The organism is Micromonospora echinaurantiaca, from assembly GCF_900090235.1.
Lineage (GTDB): Bacteria > Actinomycetota > Actinomycetes > Mycobacteriales > Micromonosporaceae > Micromonospora > Micromonospora echinaurantiaca.
Genome location: NZ_LT607750.1, coordinates 4,775,968 through 4,792,915, shown reverse-complemented (window position 1 = coordinate 4,792,915; position 16,948 = coordinate 4,775,968). Strand labels below are relative to the sequence as shown.

Annotated in this window: 16 protein-coding genes; all 16 read left to right on the top strand. The window is 73.1% G+C overall.

The features are described 5' to 3' along the window. A complete protein-coding gene (locus GA0070609_RS21465) occupies positions 1–333 on the top strand; it encodes a YlxR family protein (RefSeq protein ID WP_088995442.1) in 333 nt (110 codons plus the stop codon). A gap of 93 nt (positions 334–426) precedes the next feature. Continuing rightward, a complete protein-coding gene (gene infB / locus GA0070609_RS21460; protein WP_088995441.1) occupies positions 427–3,402 on the top strand; it encodes a translation initiation factor IF-2 in 2,976 nt (991 codons plus the stop codon). Between the two features lie 90 nt (positions 3,403–3,492). Continuing rightward, a complete protein-coding gene (locus GA0070609_RS21455) occupies positions 3,493–3,786 on the top strand; it encodes a DUF503 domain-containing protein (RefSeq protein ID WP_088995440.1) in 294 nt (97 codons plus the stop codon). Positions 3,787–3,932: 146 nt separating this feature from the next. Next, positions 3,933–4,424, top strand: a complete 492-nt coding sequence (gene rbfA, locus GA0070609_RS21450; RefSeq protein WP_088997886.1) for a 30S ribosome-binding factor RbfA — start codon at positions 3,933–3,935, stop codon at positions 4,422–4,424. Positions 4,425–4,513: 89 nt separating this feature from the next. Continuing rightward, the gene (locus GA0070609_RS21445; RefSeq protein ID WP_231928908.1) at positions 4,514–5,500 is read left to right on the top strand and encodes a DHH family phosphoesterase; all 987 of its coding nucleotides are present in this window, start codon (positions 4,514–4,516) and stop codon (positions 5,498–5,500) included. 235 nt (positions 5,501–5,735) lie between these two features. Then, entirely contained in the window at positions 5,736–6,143 is a 408-nt protein-coding gene (locus GA0070609_RS21440; protein ID WP_088995438.1) for a hypothetical protein, read from the top strand. Then, entirely contained in the window at positions 6,143–6,352 is a 210-nt protein-coding gene (locus GA0070609_RS21435) for a DUF6186 family protein (protein ID WP_172899541.1), read from the top strand. Before GA0070609_RS21440 ends, GA0070609_RS21435 begins: the two co-directional genes overlap by 1 nt. A 551-nt stretch (positions 6,353–6,903) precedes the next feature. Further along, the gene (locus GA0070609_RS33945) at positions 6,904–7,116 is read left to right on the top strand and encodes an AAA family ATPase (RefSeq protein ID WP_088995436.1); all 213 of its coding nucleotides are present in this window, start codon (positions 6,904–6,906) and stop codon (positions 7,114–7,116) included. 380 nt (positions 7,117–7,496) lie between these two features. Beyond that, positions 7,497–8,450, top strand: coding sequence for a DMT family transporter (locus GA0070609_RS21425; protein ID WP_088995435.1), 954 nt, complete (start codon positions 7,497–7,499; stop codon positions 8,448–8,450). A gap of 47 nt (positions 8,451–8,497) precedes the next feature. Then, positions 8,498–9,823, top strand: a complete 1,326-nt coding sequence (locus tag GA0070609_RS21420; protein WP_088995434.1) for an MATE family efflux transporter — start codon at positions 8,498–8,500, stop codon at positions 9,821–9,823. A 73-nt stretch (positions 9,824–9,896) separates the two neighbouring features. Beyond that, positions 9,897–10,778, top strand: coding sequence for a tRNA pseudouridine(55) synthase TruB (gene truB, locus GA0070609_RS21415; protein ID WP_088995433.1), 882 nt, complete (start codon positions 9,897–9,899; stop codon positions 10,776–10,778). Between the two features lie 112 nt (positions 10,779–10,890). After that, complete coding sequence (locus GA0070609_RS21410) at positions 10,891–11,502, top strand: IS607 family transposase (RefSeq protein WP_088995432.1); 612 nt, start codon at positions 10,891–10,893, stop codon at positions 11,500–11,502. Then, complete coding sequence (locus GA0070609_RS21405) at positions 11,499–12,920, top strand: RNA-guided endonuclease TnpB family protein (protein ID WP_088995431.1); 1,422 nt, start codon at positions 11,499–11,501, stop codon at positions 12,918–12,920. Before GA0070609_RS21410 ends, GA0070609_RS21405 begins: the two co-directional genes overlap by 4 nt. A 17-nt stretch (positions 12,921–12,937) precedes the next feature. Continuing rightward, the gene (locus GA0070609_RS21400) at positions 12,938–13,867 is read left to right on the top strand and encodes a bifunctional riboflavin kinase/FAD synthetase (protein ID WP_088995430.1); all 930 of its coding nucleotides are present in this window, start codon (positions 12,938–12,940) and stop codon (positions 13,865–13,867) included. 217 nt (positions 13,868–14,084) lie between these two features. Continuing rightward, on the top strand, positions 14,085–14,354 hold the full coding sequence (rpsO, locus tag GA0070609_RS21395) for a 30S ribosomal protein S15 (RefSeq protein ID WP_043962418.1): 270 nt from the start codon (positions 14,085–14,087) through the stop codon (positions 14,352–14,354). Between the two features lie 220 nt (positions 14,355–14,574). Then, a complete protein-coding gene (locus tag GA0070609_RS21390) occupies positions 14,575–16,938 on the top strand; it encodes a polyribonucleotide nucleotidyltransferase (protein ID WP_088995429.1) in 2,364 nt (787 codons plus the stop codon). Positions 16,939–16,948: the final 10 nt, after the last annotated feature.

Sequence of the window (16,948 nt, the reverse complement as noted above, 5' to 3'; positions counted from 1 at the left end):
GTGGTACGACGCGCGCTGCCGGAGCGCACCTGTGTGGGTTGCCGGCGACGTGCGCCGGCCAGCGAATTGCTGCGGATCGTCGCGGTCGGCGACGAGGCTGGCTACAGCCTCCGGCCCGATCCGGCCCGCAGACTGCCGGGTCGGGGAGCGAACATGCACCCGGATCCGGCCTGCTTCGCGCTGGCGGTGCGGCGTCGCGCCTTCGGGCGTGCGCTGCGCATCACCGGGGTCCTCGACCACGGTGCGCTGGCGGAGCACGTCGATGCGCCAACCACTACGTCCGGTCAACCCGACCGGACGAGGGTCGCTAGCAAGGTAGGACGACCGACATGAGCACACGATGAAGTCGCAGAAATGACCAGGCTTCAAGTGCACGAGTGAGGTCGCTGCGGGTGCTGCCCGCACGACCTCGGAGTGAGGAGTGCAGTGGCAGGTAAGGCCCGCGTACACGAGCTTGCTAAGGAGCTCGGGGTCGAAAGCAAGACCGTTCTCGCCAAGCTCAAGGAGATGGGCGAGTTCGTCAAGTCCGCGTCGAGCACCGTCGAGGCGCCCGTCGCCCGACGGCTGCGCAGCGCATTCGTCGCTTCCGCCGGCGCGCCGGCCCCGGCCGCCTCGCCGGCGGCCGCGCCGTCCCCGGCTCCGGCGCCGTCTCCGGCGCCGACCCCCGGCGAGCCCCGGATCACCGCGAAGCCGACGCCGCCCCGGCGGCCGGCGGCGCCCGGTCCGAAGCCGAAGGGGCCGGTGCCCGGTCCGCCGCAGCCGGCGGCTCCGGTCGCCAAGCCGGCGAGTGCCCACGACATCGAGGTGGCGGCCGCCGAGGCGCGTGCCGCCGCGCTGAAGGCTGAGCAGGAGGCCGCGGTCAAGGCCGCGCAGGCCGCCCGCCAGCAGCAGCGCGAGAACGTCCGCCGGGAGCCCCCGGCCGAGGGTGGTCCCCGGCCCGGTCCGCGACCGGGTCCGAACGCGATCCCGCCCCGTCCGGGTCCGGCGACCGCTGGTCGTCCCGGCCCGGCCCAGGGTCCGGGTGGCCGTCCGGGCGGTCGTCCGCCGGCGCGTGGCGCCGGTAACAACCCGTTCGGTATCCAGGGCGGCCAGCAGCAGCGGCCGCCGGCCGCCGGTGCGGGTGGTCCGCGGCCGAGCCCGGCCGGGATGCCGCCGCGGCCGAGCCCGGCGTCCATGCCGCCCCGGCCCAGCCCGGCCTCCATGCCGAGCCAGCGTCCCGGTCGCCCCGGCGGCCCCGGCGCGGGTCGGCCCGGCGGCGGTGCCGGTCGTCCCGGTGGCGGCGGTGGTTTCCGCGGCGGCCCCGGTGGCGGTGGCGGCGGCGGCGGTTACCGTGGCGGCCCCGGTGGCGGTGGCGCCGGCGGTGGCGGCGGTTACCGCGGTGGCCCCGGCGGCGGTGCCGGTGGTGGCTTCCGCCCCGGCGCTCCGGCCGGTGGCGCGGGTCGTCCCGGTGGTGGCGGTCGTGGCCGTGGCGGCGGCGCCGCGGGTGCCTTCGGGCGTCCGGGCGGCAAGCCGACCCGCGGTCGCAAGTCCAAGAAGCAGCGCAGACAGGAGTTCGACAACCTGTCGGCCCCGACCATGAGCTCGGGTGCTCCCCGGGGTCAGGGTCAGGTCGTCCGGCTCTCCCGTGGCGCCTCGCTGTCGGACTTCGCCGACAAGATCAACGCCAATCCGGGTTCGCTGGTCCAGGAGATGTTCAACCTGGGCGAGATGGTCACCGCGACCCAGTCGTGCTCCGACGACACCCTGCTGCTGCTGGGTGAGCACCTCGGCTTCAACGTGCAGATCGTCAGCCCGGAGGACGAGGACCGCGAGCTGCTCGCGCAGTTCAACATCGACCTCGACGCCGAGGTCGACGAGGACCGCCTGGTCAGCCGGCCGCCGGTGGTGACCGTCATGGGTCACGTCGACCACGGTAAGACCAAGCTGCTCGACGCGATCCGCAAGGCGAACGTGGTGGCCGGCGAGGCGGGTGGCATCACCCAGCACATCGGCGCCTACCAGGTCCACGTCCCGCACGAGGGCGAGGACCGGGCGATCACCTTCATCGACACCCCGGGTCACGAGGCGTTCACCGCCATGCGTGCCCGTGGTGCCCAGGTCACCGACATCGTGATCCTGGTGGTCGCGGCCGACGACGGCGTGATGCCGCAGACGATCGAGGCGCTCAACCACGCCAAGGCGGCCGACGTGCCGATCGTGGTGGCGGTCAACAAGGTCGACAAGCCGGAGGCGAACCCGGACAAGGTCCGCCAGCAGCTGACCGAGTACGGCCTGGTCGCCGAGGAGTACGGCGGCGACACGATGTTCGTCAACGTGGCCGCCAAGCCGGGCATCGGCATCGACGACCTGCTCGAGGCCGTCCTGCTGACCGCCGACGCGTCGCTGGAGCTGACCGCTCCGATCGACGGGCCGGCGCAGGGTGTGGCCATCGAGGCGCACCTGGACAAGGGCCGCGGTGCGGTGGCGACGGTGCTGGTGCAGAAGGGCACCCTGCGGGCGGGCGACTCGATCGTCGCCGGCGGGGCGCACGGCCGGGTCCGCGCGATGCTCGACGAGAACGGCAACCAGGTCGCCGAGGCCGGGCCGGCGCGTCCGGTGCTGGTGCTCGGTCTGACCGCGGTGCCCGGTGCCGGCGACACGTTCCTGGCGGCCGAGGACGACCGCACGGTGCGGCAGATCGCCGAGCAGCGGCAGGCACGGCGGCGGGCGGCGGCATTCGCCAACTCCCGGGGCCGGGCCACCCTCGAGACGCTCATGGAGCAGCTCAAGGAGGGCGAGAAGACCTCGCTCAACCTGGTGCTCAAGGGCGACGTCTCCGGTTCGGTGGAGGCGCTCGAGGACGCGCTGTTCAACCTCGACATCCCCGAGGAGGTCCAGCTCAGGATCATCCACCGGGGCGTCGGCGCGATCACCGAGAGCGACGTCATGCTCGCGAGCGCCTCGTCCGAGGCGGTCACGATCATCGGCTTCAACGTCCGGGCGGCCAACAAGGTCCGCGAGATCGCCGACCGCGAGGGCGTGGAGATCCGGTACTACACGGTCATCTACCAGGCCATCGAGGAGATCGACGCGGCGCTCAAGGGCCTGCTCAAGCCGGAGTACGAGGAGGTCGAGCTGGGCAGCGCGGAGATCCGCGACGTGTTCCGCTCGTCCAAGATCGGCAACATCGCCGGTTGCATCGTCCGCTCCGGTCTCATCCGCCGCAACGCCAAGGCGCGGCTGCTGCGGGACGGGTCGGTCGTGGCGGACAACCTCACGATCAACTCGCTCAAGCGGTTCAAGGACGACGCGACGGAGGTCCGCGAGGGCTTCGAGTGTGGTCTGACTCTGGGTGGCTACAACAACGTCCAGGTCGGCGACATCATCGAGACCTTCGAGATGCGGGAGAAGCCGCGCGCCTGATCCCGAGGTGACGCACTGATCAAGGGGTTTACGCCGGAAGGCGTAAACCCCTTGATCATGTGGGGGTACGTCCCGGTATCGTCCGGGGCGATGTTCACCGGAACCGCGGTCTTCGACCTGCTGCTGCCGGGCGACTCCCGGTCGCTCAAGGCCAAGAGATCATACGTACGCCCGATCGTCGCGGCGCTGCGCCGCTTCGAGGTGTCCGCCGCCGAGGTGGGCGCGCTCGACCTGCACGGTCGGGCGCAGATCGGGGTGGCCGTGGTGGCCGCCGAGGCGGCCCACGTCCGCGAGGTGCTCGACTCCTGCGAGCGGCTGGTCGCCGGTCGTCCCGAGACCGAGCTGCTGTCGGTGCGCCGCCGGCTCTACGGCGCGGAGGACTGACCCCGGCGGGTGCCGGCTCGGGCCACCCGGTGCCGCGCGGCGGTCCGGGCCGCGCGGGTAGTGTTCGAGATGTTGGCCGGTCGGCTCCGGCGGCGCCACGGGCGTCGTCGCCCGGCCGGGAGCGGGACGCCGTGGAGGTGGCGGAGATGACGGATCCGGCCAGGGTACGCCGGCACGCGGAGCGCATTCGCGAACTGGTCGCGTCGGTGGTGCGGAGCCAGATCAAGGACCCGCGGCTCGGGATGATCACCATCACCGACGCCCGGATCACCGCCGACCTGCGCGACGCCACGGTCTTCTACACCGTGCTCGGTGACGCCGCGGCCCAGTCCAGCACCGCCGCCGCGCTGGAGAGCGCCAAGGGCATGCTGCGCAGCACGGTGGGCAAGGCGCTCGGGCTGCGGCACTCGCCGACCCTGACGTTCGTCCTCGACGACGTGCAGGACCAGGTCAAGCACATCGACGACCTGCTCGCGGCGGCCCGCAACGCCGACGCCGAGGTGCAGCGGCTGGCCGCCCGGGCCGAGTACGCGGGCGAGGCCCAGCCGTACCGGCTGGAGGAGGAGTCCGAGGACGCCGACGCCGTTGGCGAGGACGCCGAGGACGAGACCCCGCCCCGGGGCGGGGACCGGCGGTGACCGACGCCGCCAGCCAGCCCGGCAGCGCCGTCGTCACGGCGGCGCCTCCGGCCGACGCCGGGCCCACCGAGGCCGACTGGACGGCGGCCGTGGCGGCCGTACGACAGCTACCGGCCGACGCCCGGGTGCTGCTGATCTGCCACGTCAACCCGGACGGCGACGCGCTCGGCAGCATGCTCGGCTTCGGCCTCGGGCTGCGCCGGCTCGGCGTACGCCGGTTGCAGGCGACGTTCCCCGGCCCGCCGGAGGTGCCCGAGCCGTTCCGCGGGCTGCCCGGGCTCGACCTGCTGGTGCCGGCCACCGAGGCGTACCCGGACCCGGAGCTGGTGGTCTGCTTCGACGCGGCGAGCGAGTCGCGCCTCGGCGAGCTGGCCGACCGGCTGACCGGCGCGGGCGCGGCGGTGGTGCTCGACCACCACGCGTCCAACACCGGCTTCGGCGACGTCAACCTGGTGGACCCCCGGGCCGCGGCCACCTCGGTGGTCGCCGAGGAACTGCTGGCCCGGCTGGACGTGCCGCTGGACGCCGGCATCGCCGAGTGCCTCTACGTGGCGCTGACCACCGACACCGGCTCGTTCCGGTTCGAGGCCACCACCCCGGCGGTGCACCAGATGGCGGCCCGGCTGCTGGCCACCGGCATCCGCCCCGGGGACATCTCCCGGCGGGTCTTCGACACCCGGCCCTTCGGCGCCGTCCGGCTCTTCGGCGAGGTGCTCGGCCGGGCCCGGCTGGAGCCGGCCGCGGCCGGCGGGCACGGTCTGGTCTGGACCTACGCCACCCAGGACGACCTGGCCCGGCACGACCAGCGGCCGTACGTGCTGGAGGCGCTCATCGACTCGGTCCGGTGTACGGCCGAGGCCGACGTGAGCTGCGTGGTCAAGCAGACCACCACCGGCGAGTGGGCGGTGTCGCTGCGCAGCAAGGGCGCGGTCGACGTGAGCCGGGTGGCTGTTGCCCTCGGCGGCGGCGGGCACCGGTTCGCCGCCGGCTTCACCGGCCGGGGGACCGTGGACGAGGTGGTCGACGGGATCCGGGCCGAACTGCCCGGCGCGCTGCTGAAGCCGACCAACGCCTGACGGCGGCGCGGTCCGGCGCGTGCGGCGCGGCCGGCGGAGCGTGGGTGCGGTGTCGTGGCTGGCGCGCGCCCGCTGACCAGACACGGGCGGTGCGTGCGGTGGCCGACGAAGGCGGCGCGTGCGGCGCGATCAACACGGGCGGCGTGTCCGGTGCGCGTGGCGAGCGGATAGATCAGGGACAGCTCCGGGGAGTGTTGACCTTTCCGCGTTTGGTGACGGCGGGGAGAATTGCGGGATGGAGCAGCCCCACGACCTCACCGTCGACGCGCCCCGCGCCTGGGACCGGCCCGCCGTGGCCGTCCCGGTGCTGGTCTGCCTCTCCCTGGTCGGCGGTCGGTTCCCGTCCTTCTCGACGGAGGCGAATCTGTACACCCTCGGCACCGGCGGCGTGCTGATCTGGCTGGGCCTGAGCAACCGGGTGCCCCGGCGGCCGGCACCGTTCCGGCTCGGTTCCGGGGCGATCTGGTGGACCCTGCCGGTGGTGGTCTTCGGCGTCTTCGAGGGGGCCACCTTCGTGCTCGCCGCGGGTGACGAGTTCCCCACCTTCTCCCGGTTGGCCGACCCGCTGCTGGAGGACCAACTGGTCCGCTCGGCGGGCTGGCTGGTCTGGCTCTCCGCGTTCTGGGGGCTGGTGCGGCGATGATGCGGACCCTGGCCATCGCGGGCTTCCTGATCGCGCTGCTGCTCTTCGCCGCCGTCGAGTGGCTCGCCCGCCGGGAGGGCTCGCGCATCCCCACGCTGGGCGAGGTGTGCGCGTACGTGATGCGGTACGAGGTGGGCTCGGTGCCGGTCGGCCGGATCGGGCTCTTCGGCTTCTGGTGGTGGCTGGGCTGGCACTTCCTGGCCCGCTGACCTGATCAGGTCCGAATGGCGGGAACCTTGGGCAGCATGTGGACCTGAACGATAGCTTGGGAAACGGCCGGCGCCGGGCGTGGCGGCGGCCGTGGGCGGTGGGGCCACACCCGGCGCCGCCTCCCTCCAGGGTCGACCGACCCGGGCTCACGCTGCCCCACCAGCCGCTTCGGTGACCCCGGACCGCTGGCCGGGCGCTCAGCACGACCGCCCGTGAGAGCTGCCGTCCGTCGGTGGCTCGCACCCTGGAAGGGGATCACCACCATGCCGAACAAGCCCAAGCCCGAGACCACCGACGAGGCCCGCGAGCAGATGCGCCGCGCGCTGCAGACGTCGATGGACACCCGTCAGTGACGCTGACCGACCGGCGGTGACGCCGCCGACGTCGCACGCCGACGACGTCACCGCCCCACCTGGCCCACCGGCATCGTGACCGGTGCCGCCCAGCCCGCCCGGCCGCCGGGCACCGTGAGCTTCGGCGCCGGCCGGTCAGGCCCTCGGCCACCCGGTCGTGCTTCCCGCCCGGGCGCCTGCGTGGCTACCGTCCACGGGTGCACCGCATCCTCGTCGCCGGTAGCCCGGGTGCCGGCAAGAGCACCCTCGCCCGCGAGGTCGCGCGGCGGCTCGACCTTCCGCTGATCCACCTCGACTCCCGCCCCCGGCTGCTGCGCGGCGTGCGGGCCTGGGCGCCCGAGCTGCCGGTGGTCCGGCTCCGCAGCCGCGCCGAGGTGCGCGGCTGGCTCGCCGCACTACCCCCGGGATGAGACCCGATCCGCTGCCCCGCGTCGGAACCGCCGCCACCTCCGGGCGGCCGCCGCTCCACGTCCGGGTCGCCGCCGCCCGGGCCCGGCCGCCGGTGTCCGCCATGCGGGAGGTACGGATGATCGCGCCGGCAGGCGTGCGTTAGTGTCCCCGGTATGTCGTGCCGTCCGGGCCTGCTGCCCCCACCGCGCTCCTGATCGGAGCGCCACGCCGCCGGTGTGCGTCCCCCCGTCCGTGGGGTGACCGCCGGTCCCGTACGGCTGCCTGCCCGGGTGACGGGTTTCCCGCCGCGTCCCGCTGAGGGGTCCACGGTTCTGCTCGTCGTGCCTGCGCTCCGACAGATGTCGATCTGTCCGCGGCTCGATCCTCCTGGAGCGCACGCATGTCCCGATCCTTTCGTTCTCCGTCCCTGCCAACCCTGCCCACCGCTCGCCGACGCCCGGCGTCCTCGGCCGATCTGCGGGTCGGCCTGCTGTCCATCACCGGTGCCGCCGCCCTGTGGGGCACCACCGGGGTCGCCGTTCAACTGCTGCGTCAGTCCACCGCGCTGACGCCGACCGGCATCGGCTTCTACCGGCTGGCCATCGGCGCGGTGGTGCTCGTCGCGCTGCTGGCCGGCCGGCTGGGCCCGATGCTGGCCGCGCTGCGGTCGGCGCCGGTGGTCCCGGTCCTGGTCGGGGTCGGCCTCGGCGCCTACCAGGCGCTGTACTTCGTCGCCGTGGCGGCGGGCGGGGTCGGCGTGGCCACCCTGGTCAGCCTGGGGGTCGCCCCCGTCCTCGTCTTCGGCTGGGAGACGCTGCGCGCCCGGCGGCTGCCCGAGCGCGGCCTGCTGGGCGCCCTGGTGACCGGCCTGGTCGGCCTCGTGCTCATCACGGTGTCGGCCGGGCAGCCGAGCGCCGACGCGCCGCGACCGCTGCTCGGCCTGCTCGCCGCGTTCGGCTCCGGCGTCGGCTACGCCGCCAGCACCGTGCTGAGCCGGCACGCCGCGCAGCGGGTCGCCGCGCTGACGCTCACCACGGTGTCCGCCGTGGTCGGCGCCCTGGTGCTGGCGCCGGTCGCGGTGCTCGACGGGCTCGACGTCCCGGCCCGGGCCGTGCCCGTCGGCCTGCTGGTCTACCTCGGGGTGGTCACCACCGCGCTGGCGTACGTGCTGTTCTACGCCGGGCTGCGCACCACCACCGGTGGCAGCGCCGCGCTGGCGACCCTGGTGGAGCCGCTCACCGCGGTGCTGCTCGCCGGATGGCTCATCGGCGAGACGATGCCCGCGTCGGCGTTCGTCGGGGGAGCGCTGCTGCTCGGTGCCGTGACCGTCGTCCACCTCCGCGCCGGTAAGTGATCGTGCCCCTTGCACTCCTTACCCCTGCCATGTCAGGATCGGCGGCGATGAGCCAGGACACCCTCACCGCGACGCGGTCGGCGTCACCCCGCCGGATCGCCGCGCTCGCCCTGCCGGCCCTCGTCGTGTTGGCCGCGGAACCGCTCTACGTGCTGGTCGACACCGCCGTGGTGGGGCACCTCGGCCGGGTGCCGCTGGCCGCGCTCGCCGTCGGCGGCACCGTGATGACCCTCACCGCCTGGCTCGGCACCGTGGTCGCGTACGGCACCACGGGTCGTTCGGCGCGACGGTTCGGGGCCGGCGACCGGGCCGCGGCGGTGGCCGAGGGGGTGCAGGCGTCCTGGCTGGCGCTCGGCGTCGGGCTGCTGGTCGCGGTCGGCATGCAGCTCGGCGGGGGCGCGCTGGCGCGTACCCTCGCCGGGGGCACCGGCGAGGTGGCCGACGCCGCGGCGCAGTGGCTGCGGATCGCGGCGCTCGGCGCCCCCGGCCTGCTGCTCGCCGCGGCCGGCAACGGCTGGCTGCGCGGCATCCAGGACACCCGCCGGCCGCTGTGGTTCGTGCTCGGCCCCAACCTGCTCTCGGCGGTGCTCTGCCCGGTGCTGGTCTATCCGGTGGGGCTCGGCCTGGCCGGCTCGGCGGTGGCCAACGCGATCGCCCAGACCATCTCCGGCGGGCTGTTCGCCGCCGCGCTGGTCGGCGAGCGGATCGCCCTGCGGCCCCGGCCGCGGCTGATCCGGCACCAGCTGGTGCTCAGCCGCGACCTGCTGATCCGGGGCGTGGCGTTCCAGGCCAGCTTCCTGTCCGCCACGGCGGTCGCCGCCCGGTTCGGCGCCGCGTCGGTCGGCGCGCACCAGATCGCCCTGCAACTGTGGTTCTTCACCGCGCTGGTGCTCGACGCGCTGGCCATCGCCGCCCAGTCGCTGGTCGGCGCCGCCCTCGGGGCCGGCGACGCGGTCGGCGCCCGCGCGCTGGCCCGCCGGGTCGCGCTGCTCGGCGGGGCCTGCGGGGTGGTGTTCGCGGTGCTGATCGCCGCCGGAGCGGGCGTGGTTCCCGGCTGGTTCAGCTCCGATCCGCAGGTACGCGAGCAGGCCATGGTGGCCTGGCCGTGGTTCGTCGCGATGCAGCCGCTGGCCGGGGTGGTCTTCGCCCTCGACGGCGTGCTGATCGGCGCCGGGGACGTGCGCTACCTGCGCAACCTCACCGTGGTGTCGGCGCTCGGCGGGTTCCTGCCGGCGATCTGGCTGGCGTACGGCCTGGATCTCGGGCTGGGCGGGATCTGGGCCGGGCTGACCCTGTTCATCGTGCTCCGACTGGCCGCCCTGCTGCTGCGGCTGCGCTCCGGCGGCTGGGCCGTGGTCGGCGCGGTGCGCTGAGCCGCTGGTCGGCAATCCGCACCGGGTACGGCGGCGCGGGCCGGTCGGGTGCCGTCTGGCAGGCTTGGGGGTCGTGAGCACAGACGGTCTGATCGTGGTCGACAAGCCTGGCGGCATGACGTCGCACGACGTGGTGGCGCGGATCCGCCGGCTGGCCCGGACCCGCCGGGTGGGCCACGGCGGCACGCTCGACCCGATGGCCACCGGGGTGCTGGTGATCGGGGTGGGCCGGGCCACCCGGCTGCTGACGTACGTGATCGGCGCGGGCAAGGGCTACACCGGCACCATCCGGCTCGGCCAGGCCACCGTCACCGACGACGCCGAGGGCGACGTGATCGCCACCACCCCGGCCGGCCGGGTCACCGACGACGCGATCCGGGCCGCGCTGGCCGCGCTGACCGGCGAGATCGACCAGGTGCCGAGCGCGGTGAGTGCCATCAAGATCGACGGGCAGCGGGCGTACAAGCGGGTGCGCGAGGGGGAGAGCGTCGAGCTGCCAGCCCGCCGGGTCACCGTGTCCCGGCTCGACGTGCTGGCGATCCGCCGTGCGGGCGACGTGGTGGACGTGGACGTGGCCGTGGACTGCTCGTCCGGGACGTACATCCGGGCCATCGCCCGGGACGCCGGGCTGGCGCTCGGGGTCGGTGGCCACCTGACCGCGCTGCGGCGTACCGCGGTGGGCGGTTTCACCCTCGCCGAGGCCGCCACCCTCGACGAGCTGGAGCAGCGCGCGCCCGAGGTGGTCAACCTGCCGCTGGCCGCGGCGGCCGACCGGTTCTTCCCGCGCCGCGACGCCGGCGCGGACGAGGCGAAGGTGCTCTCCCACGGCGGGCCGCTCGACCCGGTCGGGATCGCCGGCCCCTACGCGGTCTTCGACCCGGCCGGCACGTTGATCGCTATCGTCAGCGAGCGGGACGGTCGGGCCCGCGCGGAGATCGTGCTCGCGCCGGCCTGACGGCGGGGCGAGGTCCGGAGGGTGAGCCCCCAGGTCGCTCAGCCTGCGCCCGGCGGAGGAGGGGCCGATCAGTGGGGAAGTTCTTGTCTACTGTTGCGTATAGTTCGCTGATGTGGGCAAGATCTATCGGATAGGAGAGTTCGCGGAGCGTATCGGGCGGTCGACGAGCACTGTGCGCCGCTGGGAGTCCGAGGGGCGCCTCGTAGGCAAACGCACCCCATCCGGGCAGCGGTACTTCGACGAAAGCGACGTTCGGAAGGTCCTCCGACCCAACTTCGCCGAACAGGCCCGTCGGACCGTCGTCTACTGCCGGGTGTCGTCACCAGGTCAGAAGAATGATCTCGCCGCGCAGGTCGCAGCCATGGAGCAGTTCTGCCTCGCCCGTGGACTTGCGGTCGACGAGTGGGTGTCCGAGATCGGCGGCGGCATGAACCTGCGCCGCAAGAAGCTCCTCGCGCTCATGGACGCCGTGGACCGTGGCGAAGTCAGCACGATCGTGGTAGCGCACCGAGACCGACTGGCCAGGTTCGGGGTCGACTTCCTGGAGCATGTCGCGAACCGCAACGACTGCGAGATCATCGCGGCGAACCAGGAGTCGTTATCGCCGCAGCAGGAGCTTGTTGAGGATCTACTTTCGATCGTGCACACCTTCTCGTGCCGCCTTCGCGGTCTGCGTCGCTTCGAGAGGGCCCTGAAAGACGAGTTGCCAGGCGGTGGCCGGTGAAGGTCACCCGCATCGCCTACTCGGCTCGCCTCAACCCGGGCAAGTATGTTGCTCTGCTAGAGCAGGCGCGGCGCCTTGGCCGGGTCAGGTCCGTGGTGTGGCAGCGATTCGGCTCCGTCGCCGGAGCGGCGTTGCGGGACCGGCAGGTCCGCGATCGGTGGCTGGCCGACGGCGCCGCATGGCGGTTCGGGGTGCCGGCGAACGCGTGGAAGGAGACCCTTCGTGATGCGATGGCCGACATCGCCGCGAACCGCGAGGCCGCGAAGGCTGACGTTCGTCGCACGGTCGCCCGACGGACGGTTGATCCGGTCGAGCGGAAGCGGTTGTTCGCCCTGCTGAAGGCCGACCGGTGGGCCGAGGACGCCTACCTGTCCCGGCTGATGCGTAGGCGCTGGCGGCGGGGCAAGAACCACACCCACGACCAGATCATCGTGCGTGCCGATAAGGCGCGCACCTACACCCTGACCGACGGCGGGAACGTGTGGCTTGCCGTCCCGGGCCTTGAACCGCGCAAGCCGGTCATGGTTCCGCTGTCCACGACAGTCGCTCCGTCGGGAACGCTGCGTCTGATCCTGCGTGGCGGCCGCGTCGAGGTCCATTACCAGTACGACGCCGCGGACATGCCGTCGTCGCGGCGACCGTGCGGTGACCGGAAAATTGGTGTCGACAAGGGCTACACCGAAGCGCTCACCGATTCCGACGGCGACCACCACGGTGCCAACCTAGGCGCGCTGCTGACCGCCGCGTCGGACCGACTGACGCAGCGCAACCGGCGTCGTGCGAAACTTCGCTCGATCGCTAACAACGCCACTCAGCGTGGCAAGCACGCCAAAGCCGCCCGCATCAAGGCGAACAACCTCGGCACGGCAAAGCGGGACCGACAGGCTACCCGGCGGCGTGCCCAGATTCGGACGGAGATCTTCACAGCCGCCCACAGCGTGGTCGACAAGGCCAACCTCGTCGTGGCCGAAGACCTCACCCAGACTTTCGCCGGGCGCAAGAAGCTTGGCAAGAACATGAGCCGGCGCCTCGCTGCATGGACGAAGGGTGTCACCGCCGAAGCGCTGGAGAATGTGTCGGAGCGCAGAGGTTCTGCGTTCGTGCTGGTAAACGCCGCCTACACGTCACAAGTTTGTCCTCGATGCGGCGGCCTCGGCCACCGTGACGGGGATCGGCTTCACTGCACCGGTTGCGGGGTCGTGTGGCAGGCGGACCATGCCGCCGCGATCAACGTCCTGCGAAGACACGGTGACCCCGACATCACCCTCCACACCCCCCATAAGCGGGTGAAGGGAATCTTGCGGGCACGGGCCGATCGCCATCGGATCAGACTGCCGATCCAGGACTCTAGCCGGGCTAACGACGGCGGAGAGCGAATCATCCAACCACGCCCATCCCTGCACAGGGGTGAGCGGTGAAAGGAAGCAGGAGCAGCATGCAGCGGTGGCGGGGGTACGACGCGGCGCCCGGAGGCTGGGGGCGGTCGGTCGTCACCATCGGCGTCTTCGACGGGGTGCACCGGGGGCACCAGGCGACCATCGGGCACGCCGTGGCCCGGGCCCGGGAGCTGGGTGTGAAGTCGGTGGTGGTCACCTTCGACCCGCACCCGGCCGAGGTGGTCCGTCCCGGCTCGCACCCGGCGGTGCTCACCGAGCCGGCCCGCAAGGCGGAGCTGATCGAGGCGCTCGGCGTCGACGTGCTCTGCGTGGTGCCGTTCACCCCGGAGTTCTCCCGGCTGCCGGCCGAGGCGTTCGTGCACGACGTGCTGGTGGAGCACCTGCACGCGGCCCTGGTGGTGGTGGGCGACAACTTCCGCTTCGGGCACCGGGCCGCCGGCGACGTGGCGCTGCTGGAGCGGCTCGGCCGCACCTTCGGCTTCGGCGTGGAGGCCGGTCCGCTGGTCGCCGAGGCGGGCACCGTCTTCTCCTCCACCTACATCCGCTCCTGCGTCGACGCGGGCGACGTGGGCGCGGCGGCCGCCGCGCTGGGCCGCCCGCACCGGCTGGAGGGGGTGGTGGTCCGCGGCGACCAACGCGGCCGCGAGCTGGGCTTCCCCACCGCCAACCTGCTCTGCCACCGGTACGCGGCGGTGCCCGCCGACGGCGTCTACGCGGCCCGGTTGGTGCGCCGCGGGCAGCGTGAGCCGCTGGCCGCCGCGGTGTCGGTCGGCACCAACCCGACCTTCTCCGGGCGGGAGCGGCGGGTGGAGGCGTACGCGCTGGACTTCACCGGTGACCTCTACGGCGAACGGCTGGCCCTGGACTTCGTGGCGCACCTGCGGGGGCAGATCCGGTTCGACGCGGTCGAGCCGCTGATCGCGCAGATCGAGCAGGACGTGGAGCGGACCCGCCGGGCGCTCGGCTGAGCGTGCTCGGCGGGCGGGTCGCCGGGCGCGGACGCCCCGGTTCGCGGCCCTTGGCCGGCCGGGGCCCGGGTGGGCTGGTAGTCTTGCGAAGACGTCGGCTGACCGACGTGGGGCCTCGCGTGCCTGCACGACGCCGCGGGTGCGAGGTACCGGTCCGTCTCCGGTCCCCTGACCGATCCGACGGACACCATCGAACAACCCACGAAACAGGGAGAACATGGCGCTCGACCAGGAAGCCAAGGCCAAGATCCGCGCGGAGTACGCGACCGCCGAGGGCGACACCGGTTCGCCGGAGGTGCAGGTCGCGGTCCTGACCAAGCGGATCGCGGAGCTCACCGAGCACCTGAAGGTGCACAAGCACGACCACCACAGCCGCCGCGGGCTGCTGCTGCTGGTCGGCCGCCGCCGTCGGCTGCTCAACTACGTCCAGAAGAAGGACATCAACCGCTACCGGTCGCTCATCGAGCGGCTCGGTCTGCGCCGGTGACGTGACGGGGGAGTGGCCGCAAGGCCGCTCCCCCGTTCCACACCACAGAAGAACAGGGCCGCGCGACCACCCGAACAGGGAGCCGGTCAGCGTACCGGTCTCCGGTAGTGGCCCCCGGGCACCCGGCATCTCGCCGCCACCCGGGCGCTTCGATCGAAGACCGGCCGTCTGAGCAGCTCCCCGCGTCGTGGGCCCCCGATGCGAAGGAGCACTACCGCACATGACCGAGACCAACCTCGGCACCCAGTCCCGCACCGCCGTGATCGACAACGGGTCCTTCGGCACCCGTGAGGTCACCTTCTCCACCGGCCGGCTGGCCCGGCAGGCCGCCGGCTCCGTCATCGCCCAGCTCGGCGAGACGGTGGTCCTCTCCGCCACCACCGCGGGCAAGCAGCCCAAGGAGCAGTTCGACTTCTTCCCGCTGACCGTGGACGTGGAGGAGCGGATGTACGCCGCGGGCCGGATCCCCGGCTCGTTCTTCCGCCGCGAGGGCCGGCCCAGCGAGGACGCCATCCTCACCTGCCGGCTGATCGACCGGCCGCTGCGCCCGTCGTTCGTCAAGGGCCTGCGCAACGAGGTCCAGGTCGTCGAGACCGTCCTGGCCCTCGACCCGCAGCACCCGTACGACGTGGTGGCGATCAACGCCGCCTCGATGTCGACCAAGCTCTCCGGCCTGCCGTTCTCCGGCCCGATCGGGGCCACCCGGATGGCCCACGTCGACGGCCAGTGGGTCGCCTTCCCGACCTACGAGGAGCTGGAGCGGGCCACCTTCGACATGGTGGTGGCCGGCCGGGCGCTGCCCGACGGCGACGTCGCGATCATGATGGTCGAGGCCGAGGCCACCGACCACACCGTGAAGCTGGTCGCCGGCGGCGCCCCCGCCCCGACCGAGGAGGTCGTGGCCAGCGGCCTGGAGGCCGCCAAGCCGGCCATCCGCGAGCTGTGCCGGGCGCAGGGCGAGCTGGCCGAGGTGGCCGCCAAGCCGGTCGCCGAGTTCCCGGTCTTCCTGGACTACCAGGACGACGCGTACGACGCGGTGGCCGAGCTGGCCCGCGCCGACGTGGCCGAGGCCCTGAAGATCGCCGGCAAGGCCGACCGTGAGGAGGCCCTGGACCGGATCAAGGCCCGGGTGGCCGAGGAGCTCGGCCCGCGCTTCGAGGGCCGGGAGAAGGAGCTCAGCGCCGCGCTGCGGTCGCTGACCAAGTCCGAGGTCCGCAGCCGGGTGCTGCGCGAGCAGGTCCGCATCGACGGCCGCGGCCCACGGGACATCCGCCCGCTGACCGCCGAGGTCGGCGTGCTGCCGCGGGTGCACGGCTCGGCGCTGTTCGAGCGGGGCGAGACCCAGATCCTGGGCGTCACCACGCTGAACATGCTGCGCATGGAGCAGTCGCTGGACACCCTCTCCCCGGAGAAGTCCAAGCGCTACATGCACAACTACAACTTCCCGCCGTACTCGACCGGTGAGACCGGCCGGGTCGGCTCGCCGAAGCGGCGCGAGATCGGCCACGGCGCGCTCGCCGAGCGGGCGCTGATCCCGGTGCTGCCCTCGCGCGAGGAGTTCCCGTACGCCATCCGGCAGGTCTCCGAGGCGCTCGGCTCCAACGGCTCCACCTCGATGGGCTCGGTCTGCGCCTCGACGCTGGGCCTGCTCAGCGCGGGTGTGCCGCTGAAGGCGCCGGTCGCCGGCATCGCCATGGGCCTGATCTCCGACGAGGTCGACGGCAAGACCCAGTACGTGACGCTGACCGACATCCTCGGCGCCGAGGACGCGTTCGGCGACATGGACTTCAAGGTCGCCGGCACCCGGGACTTCGTGACCGCGTTGCAGCTCGACACCAAGCTCGACGGCATCCCGTCCGACGTGCTGGCCGCCGCGCTCCAGCAGGCCCACGAGGCCCGGCAGACCATCCTCGACGTGATGCAGCGGGCGATCGAGGCGCCGGCCGAGATGTCCGACTACGCGCCGCGGGTCACCACCGTCAAGATCCCGGTCGACAAGATCGGCATGGTGATCGGCCCGAAGGGGCAGACCATCAACGCCATCCAGGACGAGACCGGCGCCGAGATCTCCATCGAGGACGACGGCACCATCTACGTCGGCGCCACCAACGGCCCGTCGGCGCAGGCGGCGGTGGAGCGGATCAACGCGATCGCCAACCCGACCCTGCCCAAGGTCGGCGACCGGTTCCTCGGCACCGTGGTGAAGACGGCCGCGTTCGGCGCGTTCGTCTCGCTGCTGCCGGGCCGCGACGGTCTACTGCACATCTCCAAGGTGGGCGACGGCAAGCGGGTCGAGAAGGTCGAGGACTTCCTCAACGTCGGCGACAAGGTCGAGGTCGAGATCGCCGACATCGACCAGCGCGGCAAGATCTACCTGGACAAGGTCCGCCCGGAGGGCGCCGAGGCGCCGGCCGAGGGCGAGGCCGCCGGTGGCGAGCGGCCGGCCGGCCGGGACCGGGGCGACCGGGGCCCGCGCGACCGGGGTGACCGCGAGCGCGGCGGCGAGCGGGGCGGCCGTGGCCCGGAGCGGGGCGAGGGTGGCGAGGGCGGCGAGCGTCCGCGCCGCCGGACCCGGCACAGCTGACGCCTGACAA